Origin of the sequence: Actinopolymorpha pittospori (genome assembly GCF_014873875.1) — a bacterium.
Lineage (GTDB): Bacteria > Actinomycetota > Actinomycetes > Propionibacteriales > Actinopolymorphaceae > Actinopolymorpha > Actinopolymorpha pittospori.
Window position 1 is genome coordinate 1483137 of the sequence record NZ_JADBEM010000001.1, and the last position, 12183, is coordinate 1495319.

15 protein-coding genes are annotated in these 12183 nt (G+C 68.9%); 5 read left to right on the top strand and 10 right to left on the bottom strand.

What is annotated here, in order from left to right; genetic code table 11:
• Positions 1 to 2: 2 nt before the first annotated feature.
• A complete protein-coding gene (locus HEB94_RS06995; protein ID WP_192749152.1) occupies positions 3 to 1034 on the top strand; it encodes an LLM class flavin-dependent oxidoreductase in 1032 nt (343 codons plus the stop codon).
• Between the two features lie 35 nt (positions 1035 to 1069).
• Positions 1070 to 1816: an NADPH-dependent F420 reductase gene (locus HEB94_RS07000; RefSeq protein ID WP_192749153.1), complete on the top strand. Its 747-nt coding sequence runs from the start codon at positions 1070 to 1072 to the stop codon at positions 1814 to 1816.
• A gap of 44 nt (positions 1817 to 1860) precedes the next feature.
• Here HEB94_RS07000 and HEB94_RS07005 read toward each other — a convergent pair whose 3' ends face one another.
• The 5 genes from HEB94_RS07005 to HEB94_RS07025 all read right to left on the bottom strand — a co-directional run bounded on the left by HEB94_RS07005 (position 1861) and on the right by HEB94_RS07025 (position 5175).
• Entirely contained in the window at positions 1861 to 2526 is a 666-nt protein-coding gene (locus HEB94_RS07005; RefSeq protein WP_202896185.1) for a shikimate kinase, read from the bottom strand.
• Between the two features lie 191 nt (positions 2527 to 2717).
• Positions 2718 to 3338, bottom strand: a complete 621-nt coding sequence (locus HEB94_RS07010; protein ID WP_337917497.1) for a nitroreductase family protein — start codon at positions 3336 to 3338, stop codon at positions 2718 to 2720.
• The gene (locus HEB94_RS07015) at positions 3335 to 3886 is read right to left on the bottom strand and encodes a DinB family protein (RefSeq protein WP_238361453.1); all 552 of its coding nucleotides are present in this window, start codon (positions 3884 to 3886) and stop codon (positions 3335 to 3337) included. The genes HEB94_RS07010 and HEB94_RS07015 overlap by 4 nt, the downstream gene beginning before the upstream one ends.
• Positions 3887 to 3954: 68 nt before the next feature.
• The gene (locus HEB94_RS07020; protein ID WP_192749154.1) at positions 3955 to 4761 is read right to left on the bottom strand and encodes a methyltransferase domain-containing protein; all 807 of its coding nucleotides are present in this window, start codon (positions 4759 to 4761) and stop codon (positions 3955 to 3957) included.
• A gap of 117 nt (positions 4762 to 4878) precedes the next feature.
• Positions 4879 to 5175 (bottom strand): WhiB family transcriptional regulator, encoded by a 297-nt coding sequence (locus tag HEB94_RS07025; RefSeq protein ID WP_192749155.1) that lies wholly within the window; start codon positions 5173 to 5175, stop codon positions 4879 to 4881.
• 559 nt (positions 5176 to 5734) lie between these two features.
• Here HEB94_RS07025 and HEB94_RS07030 point away from each other — a divergent pair.
• Positions 5735 to 6094 (top strand): MerR family transcriptional regulator, encoded by a 360-nt coding sequence (locus HEB94_RS07030; protein ID WP_192749156.1) that lies wholly within the window; start codon positions 5735 to 5737, stop codon positions 6092 to 6094.
• 58 nt (positions 6095 to 6152) lie between these two features.
• On the opposite strand, the gene HEB94_RS07035 is transcribed toward HEB94_RS07030, so the two are convergent.
• From HEB94_RS07035 to HEB94_RS07055, 5 genes are read right to left on the bottom strand one after another with little or no spacing between them, the layout of a single operon-like run.
• On the bottom strand, positions 6153 to 6704 hold the full coding sequence (locus HEB94_RS07035; RefSeq protein ID WP_192749157.1) for a DUF6328 family protein: 552 nt from the start codon (positions 6702 to 6704) through the stop codon (positions 6153 to 6155).
• Positions 6705 to 6753: 49 nt separating this feature from the next.
• Positions 6754 to 8514, bottom strand: a complete 1761-nt coding sequence (locus HEB94_RS07040) for a glycoside hydrolase family 15 protein (protein WP_192749158.1) — start codon at positions 8512 to 8514, stop codon at positions 6754 to 6756.
• A complete protein-coding gene (locus tag HEB94_RS07045) occupies positions 8511 to 9653 on the bottom strand; it encodes an enolase C-terminal domain-like protein (protein WP_337917498.1) in 1143 nt (380 codons plus the stop codon). The genes HEB94_RS07040 and HEB94_RS07045 overlap by 4 nt, the downstream gene beginning before the upstream one ends.
• Positions 9650 to 10033, bottom strand: coding sequence for a hypothetical protein (locus HEB94_RS07050; protein WP_192749159.1), 384 nt, complete (start codon positions 10031 to 10033; stop codon positions 9650 to 9652). The genes HEB94_RS07045 and HEB94_RS07050 overlap by 4 nt, the downstream gene beginning before the upstream one ends.
• The gene (locus tag HEB94_RS07055; protein ID WP_337917499.1) at positions 10030 to 11079 is read right to left on the bottom strand and encodes an SDR family oxidoreductase; all 1050 of its coding nucleotides are present in this window, start codon (positions 11077 to 11079) and stop codon (positions 10030 to 10032) included. Before HEB94_RS07055 ends, HEB94_RS07050 begins: the two co-directional genes overlap by 4 nt.
• A gap of 349 nt (positions 11080 to 11428) precedes the next feature.
• Here HEB94_RS07055 and HEB94_RS07060 point away from each other — a divergent pair, with 349 nt between their 5' ends.
• Entirely contained in the window at positions 11429 to 11761 is a 333-nt protein-coding gene (locus tag HEB94_RS07060; protein ID WP_192749161.1) for a plasmid stabilization protein, read from the top strand.
• 80 nt (positions 11762 to 11841) lie between these two features.
• On the top strand, positions 11842 to 12117 hold the full coding sequence (locus HEB94_RS07065; protein WP_192749162.1) for a Rho termination factor N-terminal domain-containing protein: 276 nt from the start codon (positions 11842 to 11844) through the stop codon (positions 12115 to 12117).
• The last annotated feature ends 66 nt before the right edge of the window (positions 12118 to 12183 follow it).

Genomic DNA, 12183 nt, shown 5'->3' on the forward strand with positions numbered 1-12183 from the left:
TCATGAGCGATCTCGTCTTCGGACTCGACACGTTCGGCGATGTGCCGCAGGACGACTCCGGCAATCCTGTCTCCCACGCCGCCGCGATCCGGCAGGTCGTCCGTGAGGCCGAGCTCGCCGACGAGCTGGGCGTCGACGTCATCGCCCTCGGCGAGCACCACCGGCCCGAGTACTCCATCTCCACCCCTGAGACCGTGCTCGCGGGGATCGCGACCCGCACCTCACGCATCCGCCTCGCATCCGGTGTGACGGTCCTGAGCTCCGACGACCCGGTGCGGGTCTTCCAGCGGTTCGCCACCGTCGACGCGCTCTCCAACGGGCGCGCCGAGGTGATCCTCGGCCGCGGCTCCTTCACCGAGTCCTTCCCTCTGTTCGGCTACGACCTGCAGGACTACGACGAGCTGTTCGAGGAGAAGATCGACCTGTTCGTCAAGCTCCTCGACGAGAAGCCCGTCACCTGGAGCGGCACCAAGCGCGCATCGCTGGAGGACGCCGACGTCTTCCCCAAGACCGAGTCCGGGCGCCTGTCCACCTGGGTCGGCGTGGGTGGCTCACCGCAGTCGGTCGTCCGCACCGCGCACTACGGCCTGCCGCTCATGCTCGCCATCATCGGTGGCGCACCGGACCGCTTCGCTCCCTACATCGACCTCTACCGCAGGGCCACCGACCAGTTCGGCACCGTCGCGCATCCGGTCGGCATGCACTCACCGGGCTTCATCGCCGACACCGACGAGGAGGCCAGGGAGATCTTCTGGCCGCACTACAAGGTCATGCGGGACCGGATCGGGCGGCTGCGAGGCTGGCCGCCGATCCGGCGCGAGGAGTACGACGCCGAGATCGAGCACGGCTCCATGTACGTCGGCTCACCCGAGACGGTAGCCCGCAAGATCGCCCGCGCGGTCGACAACCTCGGCGTCGGGCGCTTCGACCTCATCTACACCGCCGGAGCGCAGCCGATCAGCGCACGCCTGCGCGCGGTCGAGCTCTACGGCACGAAGGTCATGCCGATGGTCCGCGACATCCTCGCCGGCTGACCAGCGCCTTCACACGCCACCTACCTGGAGGGGACATGAACGCCACCGCGGAGCACCGCCCGACCCTGGGCATCCTCGGCGCCGGCAAGCTCGGCACCGTACTCGCCCGGCTCGCGGTGGCGGCGGGCTACCAGGTGCTCATCGCCGGGTCAGGTGATCCCGCCAAGATCGCCCTGACGATAGAGGTCCTCACCCCCGGCGCGGTCGCGACCACAGCCGCGGATGCCGCGGCCCGATCCGACATCGTCGTCCTTGCCCTCCCACTCGGCAAGTACCGCAACATCCCCGTCGAGGCCCTGCGCGGCAAGCTGGTCGTCGACGCGATGAACTACTGGTGGGAGATCGACGGTCCGCGCGAGGACCTCACCGATCCGCGGACCTCCTCCAGCGAGGTCGTCCACGCGTTCCTCCCGGACTCCCACGTGGTGAAGGCGTTCAACCACATGGGCTACCACGACCTCGAGGACGGGGCACGACCCGCCGGGGCCCCGGGACGCAAGGCGATCGCGATCGCCGGTGACGACCAGGACGACCTCGCCGCCGTCGGGTCCCTCGTCGACGACCTCGGGTTCGATCCGATCGTGGCAGGCCCGCTCGCCGAGGGGATCCGCCTCGACCCGGGCTCTGAGCTGTTCGGCGCCAACGTCGACGCCGAAGAACTGCGCGCGATGCTGGACCGTTTCCCCGACTCCGAGCGGGGACGCGTCCTCGCCCACGCCCGGGCGGAGCGCTCGACCACCGACTTCGTTCGCGCCGCGGACAGCCCCGTTCGACTGGACTGAGGAACGCACCCCGTCCACGCCGGCCGCGGCGGGTGCCGCCCCGCTCAGAGTTCGAACAACCCCGCCACTTCCTCGACCAGGTCGTCCTCGGTCATCGTCTCCTCGACCTCGATGGCGTACAGTCCGAGCCCCTTCACCTCCGCCAGGAGGCGACTGGTGAACAACCGGTCGCGCTCGAGCAGGTTGTGCAGAGCCTTCCCAGGGTTCCCGGTCCTGCTGGCGATGCTCCACGTCGAACCCCGACTCTCGAACGCGGACCAGCGAAACTCCGGCGTCGGGGCAAGCCACACCGCGTGGCTGGGTACGGTGAGCAGCGGCTTCACCAGGCCCGGAAGCGCCCGGAAACCCTCGACGATCACGCGGGGCTCACCGGGCAGGCGGAGGAGGTCCTCGAGGATCAGGTCGAAGCCCTCACCCCGGTACCAGTGGAACGTCTCGAGCATCACCTCCGGAGACCGGTTCACCCACCGCTCGTCCATGTCCATGGCAGCGAACTCGCTCAGGAACGGGCTGTCCTCGCGGGTGCTCCGCCCGGCGTGATCGGACATCACATCGTCGGTCGCGTACAGATGCAGGCCGTACCGAGCCGCCAACCGACGTGCGACGGTCGACTTGCCGGCACCACTCCCACCGCCGATCCAGTAGACGTGCTGGAGTCGGGAACGCAGCGCCGCGGCGTCAGCGATCACTCGGTGTCGGTTGCTTCCCACGCTCGTCTCGTCCACGAGTCATGAGTCTGTTGCACCCAACACCCGAAAGAAAAGTCTTGTACTTGCCCCCCGCCCCGTGCGAAAAAGGAAGGGTGGGGGCGCGTTCCGTGATACCTGCTCCCTCGTCAACCGTTTCTTGACGGCGTTCGGACAGGCGAGACGACTGCGGCGTGGGTGTGTGCCGTGCGCTGCTACGACTCCGCGCCGGACGCCTTGAGCGGCGCCTGCCGAAGGTGAGTCAGCGTTCGACGCTCCCGCTCCGGGGACTCACCCAACGGGCGTCCCACGGCGGTCATCGACAGCACCTGCCAGCCCGGCGCGAGCTCGAGGTCGGCGGTGAGCCCGTCCAGGTCGAAGGCACGAAACTGACGGCAGGCCAGGCCCATCGCCTGTGCCTGCAGGGTCATGTGGGCCACGGCCTGGCCGAGGTCGTAGTCGGCGAACTCGGAGAACTCCATCGAGGTGTCCTCGACGTAGCGGTGCGCGACGTTCACCACCAGGAGGTTGGCATCGGGGGCCCACCGCCGTGAACTCGGCGCGAGACGGTGCGTGATCCGCACATGCTCGGGGCGTCCGCGCACCGCGGTGACGAACGCCCACGGCTGTGAGTTGCCCGCCGACGGGGCCCAGCGCGCCGCCTCGAGCAGGAGATCCACCGCCGCGTCGGTCAGGACGTGGGAGGAGTCGAAGGCGATCGGGCTCCACCGGGCACGAAGCAGCGGATGAAGCTCGGGCACCGGATGCGCGATCGGGCGGGGAACCATCCCTGACTCGGCCCCTTCGCCGTGGTGGGAGTCGCGGAAGGGAGTCACACGCCCACCACACCGTCGATTCTTTCGCGCAACAGGTCCGCGTGGCCGTTGTGTCGGGCGTACTCCTCGATCATGTGGACGTAGATCCAGCGCAGCGTGGGAGCGATGCGTCGACCGCCTCGGATGCCGGTGCCGGTCGAGTCCAGGCTCTGTTGCCGCCCGCCCACCCGACGACTGTGATCGACTTCCTCCCGATACGAAGCGAGATCGCGGGCGACATCGGCCTGGTCGACCCCGTCGAAGGCATCCTCGACCGGTTGGTCCGGGTCCTCGGCCGCCACTGAGCCTGCTTCGTACGCCAGCCGGAACCAGTTGCGCTCGACCGTGGTGAGGTGACGTACGAGACCCAACAGGGACAGACCGGACGGGGGAACCGAACGGGTCCTCAGCTCCCTCTCACCGAGTCCGTCCAGCTTCGTGAGCAGCGTCGCCCGGTGAAACTCCAGCCAGGACTCCAGCATCGCCCGCTCGTCAGCGCCCACCGGAGGGTCATTGCGAACCGGCTGCGGCAGCGTGGTTTCGCTCATCGCGACGGAACCTTCGTTCATCGGTCGAGCCTGTGGCGCAGACTCTCGGACAGGCGGGCAGAAATTCTACGCGCGCCCTCCACCCAGCCTCACGCGCTCGGGGGCTTCTCCCAGACCGACACCTGCTTGGTGCTCTGCGCCGTCAGCTCCGAACGGTCCCAGCCGGCCCAGCGGTACTTCAGGTTCATCCCGGCGATGCGCGCCATGAGGTGCATCTCAGCCGGCCAGGCGTAGCGGAACGGGATGCGGAAGAAGCGCCCCTTCCCCTCCGGTGTCACCGTCACGTGGTTCGACGTGAACTCCTGCGTCACGACGTCGTACTGGTCGAAGCCGACATAGCCGCCACCCTCGCGGCCGGGCGCCACCGTGAACGGAACGGTGTCCTGCCCGGGCGGCAGCCGGCGCAGGTCCGGCAGGCCCACCTCGACGAGGAACAGCCCGCCCGGCCGTAGGTGCGCCGCCGCGTTGCGGAAGACGTCGACCTGACCGTCCTGCGTGGTCACGTTGCTGATCGTGTTGAACACCAGGTAGACCAGCGAGAACTGACCGGCCACTCGCGTCGTCGTCATGTCGCCGATCGTGACGTCGATCGCGTCACCCGCCGGCTTGCTCGCGATACGCGCCGCCATGGCCCTGCTCAACTCGATGCCGCTCACCGCGACGCCTCGCGCGGCCAGCGGCGCGGCGATCCGCCCGGTCCCGACAGCGAACTCGAGCACCGGACCGCCATCGGCCAGGTCTTCGAGGACGTCCACCGCGGGCGTCACCACCTCGGGTGCGTTCGCGCCACCCGGTCCGTCATAGCCCGTGGCCACGCTCTCGGGGAACCAGCCGTCCGCGGGGTCGTCTCCCCGTCCGACGGTAGAGGGACCGCTCGCCTTCGCCTCATCGCTCACGGTCCCCGACCCTAGAACTCGACGCCGCCGCCGCTCATCCCATTTTCGCCATCGCCACGAGGCTCCCCCCTCACCGCCGACTTCGAGGCCGTTCAGCGCGGGCTCCGGTCGTGCGCGTCAGGCGGCGGACACCTTCCGTCGCTCCGCTTCCCTGCTCGCCTCCGTGGTGCCACCCCAGACGCCGTACTTCTCGCGTGCCGCGAGAGCGTGCGCCGCGCACTGCTTGCGAACGATGCAGCCTCCGCACAGCGCGACCGCCACCTGCTCACGTGCGGTGCGTTGAGCGTGGTCCTCGCCCTCGGTCCCGTAGAAGAGTTCGACCGGCTTGCCCTTACAGGCTGCCGATTCGTGCCAGCGCGTCGAGAACCTGCCAGGAACGTTGCGGCCACCCGGGATTGCGCGTCGCTTTGCCATCGTGGCGCTCCTTACTGGTCGTGGCGTTACACCAGTCGCCTGAAACTCGGATCTGCCTGCTTCGGTGGAAAGTTGGTGAGAGTCGTCAGTGCACGTCGTCGGGTTCGGTCAGAACCGGGCGAGGATCACGGTGCGAGTGGGCAACCTGACCTCGATTCGCGGAGGCCGTGAGGCACAGCGCGCGCAGCACCGAGGTTCCGGTCGGCGGCGATGACGGAGAGTAGCTCCGAGTACCCCGTCCGCTTCAGCATCGTGGCCACTGTCTGCCTCCTGTCACTCAACCAGGACTCGATCGCGAAGACTTGAGCCGGTACGACTCATCACTTCGACTTTCTAGAGGTAGATAGTTCGCATGTCAAGTCGCACAAACCTGTCGGATCACGTAAGCCAACGTACCGGTGGTCGTGAGGCAACGTGCCTACGGGTGTGAACGAACATGGTTGTGGACGTAAGTCAAGGTGGCCGAGAGCGTGAGGAATCGCTTCGGCGCTGATGAGGTAGTCTCCCTAGGTAGCCGAAGCCTCCGGCTGGCCTACCGACGAAGGAGGCTGAGCGAGCCATGGCCAACGAGAAGTCCGTACCCGACCGGCGGGCTGGTTCCCGGACGGCGCAGGACGATCGACCACCCGGCCACCAAGGCGTGTACCCGATCTCGATCGTCAGCGAACTGACCGGAGTCGAGCCGCACCTGCTACGCGCGTGGGAGAAGGCCGGGCTCCTCTCCCCTGTCCGTTCGGTGGGCGGTACCCGCCGCTACAGCGCAGACGACCTCATACGCCTCCGCCACATCCGGGCACTCGCCAGCGAGGGGCTCAACGTGCCGGGCATCCGAACCGTTCTCCAGCTGGAGGAGGAGTTGGCGCTGCTGCGAGCCGAACTCGACGAGCTCCGCGCCGGCGACAGAAGTTCTTCCCAGTAGCCCCCGAGCAGAGCGAGCCCAGGAGCGACCGCGGCCCTGTGACATAAGGGCATGGTGCTCAGGCAGGAGAGCCGGAGTCGTCGCCCCCCGCGCTGTGGGCCTCGCGCTCGCGAGCGAGGGTCTGTAGCCGCCGCAACGGGACGACGTACCAGAGCACGGCGAAGAACACCGCGACCCCGGCGGTGACAATACTGGCGCCGAGCAGCCCGAAGACCGCGTCCAGGACGAGCAGAACCGCGCTGATGATGGCCAGGAACAACGCCAACATCCCGGCCCGCGCGAAACGGTTCGACACCCGCACGATCTCAGGTTTCACACCCTTGGCGAACAACGCCCGGTGATAGGCCACCGGCGCCATCAACAACGCCGCCGCCGCACAACACAAAGCCAGCGCGACGACATAGGTCACCCGAGCGAACGTGCTCGGATCGGCGAAACGAGCCTGCACCGCCAGGATCAACAAGAAACCGAACAGGAACTGCACCCCGGTCTGCAACACCCGCAACTCCGAGATCAACTCGGCGAAGTTGCGATCGGCACGCTGCACCGGCGACTCACCCGGACGCGCCGGCCCGTGCTCGTCACCGCCGCTGGTGCCAGGGAACTCCATGCCCGCATCATGCCTGGAGAAGAGGTCTGCGGCCACTGGTCCGCGCCGATCACCGGGCGAGGCGCTGCGCTGCCTCCAACAGCATGGCGTGGACGAAGGCTTGGGGAAGGTTGCCGCGGAGTTGGCGCTGTCGTACGTCGTACTCCTCGGCGAGGAGCCCCGGAGGGCCGCAGGCGGCCCGGTTGCGTTCGAACCAGCGATAGGCCCGCGCGGTCTCACCCTGGTGCCAGTGGGCGAGGGCGAGCTGGAACCCGCAGAGCAGAAAGGCGCCCTCGGCCTCACCGAGCGGACGGTTGTCGTGGGCGAAGCGGTAGACGTAGCCGTCCTCGGTGAGTTCCCTGTGAACCGCGTCGATGGTGGCGCGGGTCCGTGGGTCGGACGGCGGGAGAGCCCCGCGAACCGGGGGAAGCAGCAGCGAGGCGTCGGTGCCCTCGTGGTGTGGGCTCCGTCGCCAGATCTGGTCGGCACCCAGGCAACGTCGGGTCGTCGTGGCCAGGATCGTGTCGGCCAGGTCGGACAGCCGGCTGGCCTCGCGGGCCGGGAGTTCGGCCGCGGCCGTCCGCAGTCCGGCGACGGCGGCGAGTCGGGAGTGGGTCCACCAGTCGTCGTCGAGCTCCCAGATGCCGGCATCGGGTTCGTTCCATCGCCGCCCGATGACATCCACGGCGAGATGGAGAGCCCGGTGGGCGTCGCTGTCCAACCGGTCGTGCCGGGCGGCGATGGCCAGGAGTTGGAGGATCTCCCCGAGCGTGTCGAGTTGGAACTGCCCGTCCGCCCAGTTGCCCACGACGTCCGCGCCGCCTGGGTAGCCGGGCAGGTTCAAGGTCGACTGCGCCGGGATGGGCGTCCCGTCGGTGCGGTAGCCGGGTGCGAGGTTGTCGCCGTGTTCGAGCAGGCGTGCCGTGGTGAACGCGACGGCAGCGTCAAGGAGGGGTTGCGGTTGGTCGGTTCCGGCGGCGATACCGGCGTAGCACTGGTCGCGGATCCAGGCGTACCTGTAGTCGTAGTTGCGGCCCGCCCTGGCGTGTTCGGGCAGTCCGAGCGTGGCGGCCGCTACCATGCCGCCGTCCCGGGTGGTCAGGCCGCGGAGGAGCGCGTAGGCGTGCTGGGCGTCGCGGGGGGCGAGTGAGGCGGCGAAGTCGGGGACGCTGGAACGCCAGGCGGCCTCGGTCGCCGACCAGGCCTGCTCGACGTCCACGGGGTTCGGCATGGGACCGGCGGAGATCTCCAGGACCAGGTCACGGTGTTCGCCATGACGCACCTCCACCTCAAGCGCGAGGGCACCGGACTCGTCGAGGTGGGCCTCCCGCGCGCCGCTCCAGCGGATCCGCAGCGGTCCGCTGCGTGCCGTCCATCGCCCGTCGTCGTCCCGGCGGACGTCCTGCTGGGGATGCCGGCCGAAGCCCGCGCGGAGGTCGAGCAGTACCCGCACCCGGATGGGATCCTGGGGCGCCTCGATCCGGCGTAGGAGGACCACCCGGTCCGGATCCCCGGGAAAGGCGAGGGCGTCGCGGCATTCCACGATCGTGGAGGTGGTGACCCATCGGTTGTGCCAGACGAGCGTGCCCGGTTCGTAGAAGCCGCCCCACACGAACGTGTCGGTCGGGCTGACGACGTAGCTGCCCCCGCCTCCGACGAGACCCGACAGGACCGCCTCGTCGTCCCAGCCGGGAGCGCACAGCCAGGCCACCTCACCACGGGGGCCGCACAGGCCGCCGCGTTCGCCGTCCGCGATCAGGGCGTACTCGCGCAGGACGGTCGGCGGGATGGACGGACCGACCCCGCCCCGGTCGTAGGAGCGCTTCGTCATCGCACTCGGTACGCCTCGATGTCGGCGTCGCGTACGCACAGGCCGTGGCCAGGTCTGGTCGGATCTGGACGCAGCGCACCCCCAGTGGGATCCACGGTGCCGTCGAAGAACATCCCCTCGATGCGGACGTGGTCGTGGAACCACTCGAGGTGGCGGAGGTTCGGGATCGCGGCGGCCGCGTGCAGGTGCAGGTGCGGTGCGCAGTGCGCCGAGATCTCCAGCCCGTACGCCGCCGCGACCGCCGCGACCCGCAGCCACTCGGTGATGCCGCCGCACCTGGACGCGTCGGCTTGCAGGCAGTCGACGGCCTGGGCCTCGCACATACGCCGGAAGTAGACCAGATCGTGGCCGTATTCGCCGGCGGCGACGTCCGCCCGCACCTCGCGGCGGACCTCTCGCAGCCCTGCGAGGTCGTCGGAGGAGACGGGCTCCTCGAGCCACCGCACGTCCAGATCCTGGGCGGCCGCCATCACCCGGACGGCCTGCTTGGCGGTGTATCCGCCGTTGGCGTCGACGTACAACTCGGTGTCCGGGCCGATGGTCTCGCGGCACAGCCGCATCCGCGCCAGGTCACGGCCCTCCCTGCCGCCCCACGACTCCGCGATCTTGATCTTCACCCGCGGTATCCGCTGATCCCGCGCCCACAGCTCCAGCTGGTCCCGAAGCCGCATGTCGTCGTAGGTGGTGAAACCCCCACTGCCATACACCGGCACGTCCTCACGTACTGAGCCGAGCAGCTTGTGCAGCGGAAGTCCCAACAACCGCGCCTTCAGGTCCCACAACGCGACGTCGACCGCGGAGATCGCATATCCCACCAGGCCCGGCCGGGAGGAGTTGCGGGCGCTCTTGACCATCGCGTCGAAGGCACCGGTGACGTCGAGGGCGTCCCGCCCGGTCACGACACCGGCCAGGTCGTCGTCGATGACGGCCATGCACCCGGTCGACCCGTAGGTCCATCCGACACCAGTCGCGCCGCCGGCGCTCGCCCGGACGAGAACGATGGTGGTGGAGGTCCACGCCAACGTGCCGTCCCCCTCCGGCGCGTCGGTGGGGACCGTGTACGCCGCTACGTCCAAGCCGTCGATCCGGCGGTCGAACGACGACGCGCGGCTGTTGCCGTCCGTACCGATACCGCTCACCGGCGTCGAGCCCTCCGTCCCCGCCTGGGACCACTGAGCGCCCTGGCCATGCACAGGCCGGCGACCGCGAACACTCCCGCCGAGACCGCCTCGGCGAGGGCGATCCGGCGCCGCGGAGGGTCGGCGGCCGCGAGCGCCACCATGCTGAGTGCGTGCAGACCATCCACACCCGCGCCCAGCCGATAGGCGGCCGGTGTGGGCAGCGCCGCCGTGGCTGCTGCCTGGACGACGTGCCGGGCCCCGAGCACCCGTGAGGCACGCCGCTCCACCGGTGTCAGCGGGGCACCGAGCAGCCGGGTCGCGAGCAGGTTGGGCACGGCGACCTGCAGCGACCCGTAACCGGCACGCGTGGCCTCCAGGCTGTGGCGGAGAACCCTCATCGGCGGGCGACCTTCGTAACGAGCCCGGCGATCCCGACCAGGCCGGCGGCGGCAGCGCCAGCGGACAGGCGCGGATGGTGCGCAAGCCACTGTTGCGTGCTCTGGCCGTGTGCCCGCGAATCGAACGGGCCGTGTGCGCCGTAGTCCTCGCCGTCCTTGCCGTCGAGCGGCTCCCAGAGGTTGGCGGCCTGGTCGGGGTCGCGTTGCTGGTCGGTCTGCTGGGACGCGTATCCCTTGCGTCCGAGGTAGCGGTCGAGCAGGCCAGGCGCGATGGCGTTGGCGACCAGCGTGCCGACCGTGCTCCCGCCGACCCAGTACTCGCGCCGGCGTGGATGGTCGGCCGCCCACAGCACGGCCTTGGCCGCGACTTCCGGTTGGTAGATGGGCGGGACCGGCTGGGGGCGTCGCGGCAGCCTTGACAGCACCCAGGAGAACTGCGGTGTGTTGACGGCCGGCATCTGGACCATGGTGACGTGCACGTTGCTGCGCTCGTGCAGAAGCTCGCAGCGCAGTGATTCGTTGAATCCCTGAATCGCGTGTTTGGCGCCGCAGTAGGCGGACTGCAGCGGAATACCCCGGTAGGCGAGCGCCGAACCCACCTGGACGATCGTTCCCGCGTCACGACTGCGCATGCGTCTCAGCGCCGTCAGGGTGCCGTAGACGAAGCCGAGGTAGCTGACTTCGGTCACCCGTCTGAACTCCTCCGGACGGATGTCCTGGACCGGCGCGAACACCGAGGTGAACGCGACGTTCACCCACACGTCTATCGGCCCGAACGTCTCCTCCACCGAAGTCGCGGCGGCTTCGACCTGCGCGGGGTCGGAAACGTCCACGGGGATGGCGAGGTCCTCTCCGCCGGCGGCGCGGACGTCACGCGCCGTACCGGCGAGCCCGGTCTCACCCCGGGCGAGCAACCCCACCTTGTCACCGCGTGCACCGAACGCCTTTGCTGCCGCTCGTCCGATGCCCGCGCTTGCTCCTGTCACTACAACAACGGCCACCTTCCACCTATAACCGCAACGATCAGGTGACGCAACCGAGGTCACGGGCCAGGCGCGAGGTCCGGTTGCGTCAAGCCACCCCGTCTGTCACGATCCGGTCGGACAGAGAGTCTGGGAACACCTCGTCGGCCGACCACTCTTCCTGACGGTGCGCGCCGTAGTCCGCTCACGCCGGATGAAACGCTCGACCAACTCGCCGCGGCAGCGGTGGTCGTCGGACCATGCGAAGATCCAGATCGCGGTTCGGCGGACTGAGCCGGGCGACGCCCGCGGTCCATGTCGGCCTGACTCGTTGCGACTAGGTGGGGACCTCGGTAGCGTCGAACTCAGTGATGGATTCGTCGCCATCGTCCGATGACGGCGTCGAGACGTCAGCGCATGATCGGAGGTTCTCATGCCTCAGCAGGCCTGGAGCTCCAAGCGGGAGCGGCAGTACGAGCACATCAAGGATTCGGCGAAGCAGCGCGGCACCGGCGAGGATCGAGCCGAGGAGATCGCCGCGCGGACCGTCAACAAAAACCGTGCACAATCCGGTGAGTCCAAGCAGGCCAGCAAGGAGTCCGTGCAGGACACCTCTCCGCAGCGCCGTGGCGGCCAGCGTTCGGGCAAGGCCGGGCCTCGCGGCCAGACCAAGCAACAGCTCTACGGCGAAGCACGCCGCCGCAACATCAAGGGCCGCTCCAGCATGACCAAGCGCGAACTGGAGAGCGCCCTCAGCCACAAGTGAGACATCTGCGACAAGAGCCCTGATCGGCCCGATAGGTGGTCGTCCCTCGCACGGTCCGAGGAAGAAGGGGAGCGTGCAGCATGACCCGTAAGCAGACCGAAGCAGCCAGAAGGAACGTTCAGAAGGCACAGAAGGCAGCTCGCGCCAAGAAGACGTTGACGAAACTGCCCAAGCAGACCAGGCGCGACCTCGGACACCAGGCCGCCATGACACGGCAACGCGGCGGACAGCCTGGCCACAGGTTGGAGGACCGGACCCGGCGGGACCTCTACGAGGTCGCCAAGGCCAAGCACATCGACGGACGCTCGAAGATGGGCAAGTCAGACCTCATCGCCGCGATCCGCAACGCAGGCTAGCCGGTCCACACGACCCTTCCGGACCACCGGAGCGGGACGACACCTTCGGACCACAGGCGTGGAGGA